The following is a 3,726-nucleotide window of genomic DNA, read 5'->3' as shown; positions in this document are numbered from 1 at the left end:
GAAAATCCGCATATATTTCCTATGAATACAAGCTCTTATAAAGAAAGCTGTTCGCAGAAGTTCCTGCGGGCAGCTTTTTGCAGGTTACCTCTCGTTTTGATACCACTTACCATGTTTCCCTTGATTTCCACACCAGAATGGGATATAATCAGAATTACCAATCAAACGAAACCGCCCAATCGGGAGAAGGAGCAACACCATGGCGAAGAACATCATCGAAATCCGGCATCTCTGTAAGAGCTACGGCGCTGTTCGTGCAGTAGACGACCTCAGCTTTTCCGTGAGAACCGGACAGCTTTTTACCTTTCTTGGCGTAAACGGTGCCGGAAAAAGCACCACCATTTCCATGCTCTGCGGTCAGCTGAAGCGGGACAGCGGAGAGATCTGGGTGGACGGAAAAGAACTTTGCCATCACAGTACAGAAATCGCACGGACTCTGGGTGTGGTCTTTCAGAACTCCGTGCTGGATGCGCAGCTGACTGTGCTGGAGAATCTGAAATATCGGGCAGCACTCTACGGCATTCGCGGCGAGGCGTTCCGAACACGTCTGGCAGAGGTCACAGCGCTTTTTCAGCTGGAACCGCTGCTGAAACGGCAGGTAGGAAAACTCTCCGGCGGGCAGCGCCGGCGCATCGACATTGCCAGAGCTATCTTCCACCAGCCAAAGCTCCTGATTCTGGATGAGCCAACCACAGGACTCGACCCCCAGACACGGCACATGGTGTGGGATGTCATTCACACACTGCGCAAAACTGCAGGGCTGACCGTCTTTCTCACAACACACTACATGGAGGAAACGGCGGATGCCGACTATGTTGTCATTCTGGACGGCGGAAAGATTGCCGCAGAGGGAACGCCGCTGGATCTCAAAAACACATACACCGGCGATTTTATCACGCTGTACGGTGCATCGGAATCCGAGGTGCAGCAGCTTGGCGTTCCCTATTGCAAAGACGGTATTACGTTTCGCCTGACCGTGCCAAATACACAAGCGGCAACCAAACTGATTCTGGAACATCCGGAATGTTTCCGGGATTATGAGATCATCAAGGGAAAAATGGATGACGTCTTTCTGACAGTAACCGGAAAGCACGTGGCAGAGGGGGAGAGGTAAATGCTGTATACTATGATTTTGCGCAACACCAAGCTGTTTTTCAAAGACAAGGGCATGTTTTTCACGGCGCTGATTACCCCGCTGGTTCTGTTGGTACTCTACGTCACATTTTTGGGGAGTGTCTACGCCGACAGCTTTCGGAGTTCGATTCCGGAGGGAATCGCCGTGTCTGATACCATCGTTAACTCCATGGTTGCTGGAGAACTGCTCTCCTCGCTTCTGGCGGTCTGCTGCATCACCGTGGCATTCTGTGCCAATATGCGGATGGTACAGGATAAGATCACTGGTGCACAAAAGGACATTGCCATTTCACCGGCGAAAAGTCACATCATTTCCATCAGCTATTTCATTTCCTCTGCACTGGTCACGTGGATCATTTGTTTTATTGCATTGCTTGCCGGACTGATTTACGTGCATGCCGTGGGTTATGATATGGCGCTGTCCGACGTTGCATGGATGATATTGGATATTGTGATGCTGGTACTCTTTGGAACATCCCTCTCCTCCATTTGCAACAGTTTCCTCTCCACACAGGGACAAGTTTCCGCAGTGGGAACCATTGTCAGCGCCGGATACGGCTTTGTGTGCGGTGCTTACATGCCGATTTCCAGCTTCGGCGACACCCTCCAAAAAGTCCTGCTGTTTCTTCCCGGCACTTATGGCACCTCCCTCATTCGAAACCACGCCCTGCACGGTGTCTTTGAGAAACTGGAAGCGCAGCAGCTTCCGGCGGAACTCATCACGGGCATTTGGGAGGCAGTGGACTGCCGGCTCTTGTTCTTTGAGCGGGAAGTGCCGCTTTCCATGATGTATGCCATTCTGGGAACTGCCGTTGCGGTTTTGACCGCCGGCTATGTTCTCATCCATATTCTTCAGGAGAAAAAAGACAGATGAAAATTACCATTGAGAATCCGCTTCCCGGACAAGAGGAGGAGATCGTCATTCGTGCCGAAAATCTCAGTCCTAAAATTTTGGAACTGCTCCAGCTCCTCAAGACAGACGAGGAGAAGCTAACGGGCTACTATACAGACGGAAGCATGGGGCTTCTGGATCCGGACGATGTCTACTACTTCGAATCAGTGGACAACAAAGTCTTTGCCTATGGCGAGCAAAATGTCGCTGAGTTAAAGCTCCGGCTTTACGAGATCGAACACCAGTTCCCGAACGCCGGCTTTGTCCGGATTTCAAAATCCATGATCCTGAACCTCGCCAAAGTCAGCCGGTTCCGGCCGGCTGTCAGCGGACGGTTCGAGGCGATTCTGCAAAACGGGGAGAAAGTCATGATCTCCAGACAATATGTCCCCGTCATCCGAAAGCAGCTTGGATTGTGAGGTGAAGAACATGAAAGAAAAATTGCGGCGTTTGATGAATTACATTACCACAATTACCACCGGAACGCTCATCGCCTGCATCTTCTGGGGCGGCATCTCTATTTTAACAATGGGATCTTCTTTGACAGAAGCCAACATCAATTTTCTCATGCTTCCTGAGATTCTGTCTGTCGGCATCTTTTGCGGCTTGATTACGGAACTGGCGTTTTATTCGAAAAGAGAGCCAAAGAAAAAGACGTTTTGGATATGGATTGCAGTGCACTATATCGCTGTGACCATCGTTGTGCTTATTTGCGGTTACTTCTATCACTGGTACTGCTGGAACGTTGGAAATGTCATCGCCATGTGTCTGACTTCGGCAGGCGTTTACGGCTTTACATTTTTCCTGAACTACTACCGCAACAAAATCATTGCAAATGCAATGAATGAAAAATTGGAGCAATATCACTCCAAACATCAAAAGGAAGGTGATTCACAATGAAAAAACATCTCACAAAATTACTGGCAGGTATGCTTGCCGTTTCCGCTCTGACCACCGCAGCAGGCTGTACCGAAGTTGGTTTGAACAGCAACTCTTCCGGTACGGTGACAACTGCAACAGAAACGACTTCTGCCGAAACCACAGAACCTCAGACCACAGATTCCGCCTCTGCGACGATTCCATCGCCGGATTCCGCCACCATAGAAAGTGCAGCGTCTTCCGAGAGCACATCAGGCACAGAAACCACCTCGGAAAGCACCACCACGGCTGCTGCTTCGGACAACAGCGACCTGCAGGAAACCGCTTCCAGTCTGTTCGGTGCGCTGAATTACATCGAACAGATCGGCAGCGGCAATTTGCCCAAGGACGAGAGCAAGACCTACACTTCCAACCAGTACGGCGCAGATTATGAGGCAGTATCCGGAACACAGTTCTCCAGCACAGCTGACCTGCAGTCATACATGGAAAGCTATCTGACGCAGCCGCTCATTCTCTCCCGCTATTCCAATCTTCTCAGCATATACGGGTCGAGTTCTCCGCTGTACATCGATGTAGACGGCGCACTCTATGGTAAGGTATACGCCACAAGCGGCGGATTTGCATGGAAAACACAGACACCGACAGTCACTGATGTGACAGATACTTCGTTCACTGCCACGATGCAATACGACGATTTTGGCTCAACAGATGACTGCGTTATCGTTGCTGCTTTGGAGAATGGCACATGGAAGATCAGCAGTGTGTCGTTCGACGGACAGACCTACTAAGAGCTTGTGTTCATAGGAAATATATGCGGATTT

5 protein-coding genes are annotated in these 3,726 nt (G+C 50.2%); all 5 read left to right on the top strand.

Annotation, left to right across the window (positions count from 1 at the left end; translation table 11 throughout):
- Window positions 1-199 precede the first annotated feature (199 nt).
- From QZL66_RS04860 to QZL66_RS04840, 5 genes are read left to right on the top strand one after another with little or no spacing between them, the layout of a single operon-like run.
- Window positions 200-1,114: an ABC transporter ATP-binding protein gene (locus QZL66_RS04860; RefSeq protein ID WP_022410612.1), complete on the top strand. Its 915-nt coding sequence runs from the start codon at window positions 200-202 to the stop codon at window positions 1,112-1,114.
- Complete coding sequence (locus tag QZL66_RS04855; RefSeq protein WP_022410611.1) at window positions 1,115-2,008, top strand: ABC transporter permease; 894 nt, start codon at window positions 1,115-1,117, stop codon at window positions 2,006-2,008.
- Complete coding sequence (locus tag QZL66_RS04850) at window positions 2,005-2,445, top strand: LytTR family DNA-binding domain-containing protein (RefSeq protein WP_022410610.1); 441 nt, start codon at window positions 2,005-2,007, stop codon at window positions 2,443-2,445. The genes QZL66_RS04855 and QZL66_RS04850 overlap by 4 nt, the downstream gene beginning before the upstream one ends.
- A 10-nt stretch (window positions 2,446-2,455) precedes the next feature.
- Window positions 2,456-2,926, top strand: coding sequence for a DUF3021 domain-containing protein (locus QZL66_RS04845; protein ID WP_022410609.1), 471 nt, complete (start codon window positions 2,456-2,458; stop codon window positions 2,924-2,926).
- Window positions 2,923-3,693 (top strand): hypothetical protein, encoded by a 771-nt coding sequence (locus QZL66_RS04840; RefSeq protein WP_022410608.1) that lies wholly within the window; start codon window positions 2,923-2,925, stop codon window positions 3,691-3,693. The genes QZL66_RS04845 and QZL66_RS04840 overlap by 4 nt, the downstream gene beginning before the upstream one ends.
- The last annotated feature ends 33 nt before the right edge of the window (window positions 3,694-3,726 follow it).

The sequence above is a fragment of the Ruminococcus sp. CAG:330 genome (assembly GCF_000437175.1).
GTDB lineage: Bacteria > Bacillota > Clostridia > Oscillospirales > Ruminococcaceae > Ruminococcus_C.
This window is presented reverse-complemented; position numbering and strand designations above follow the sequence as displayed.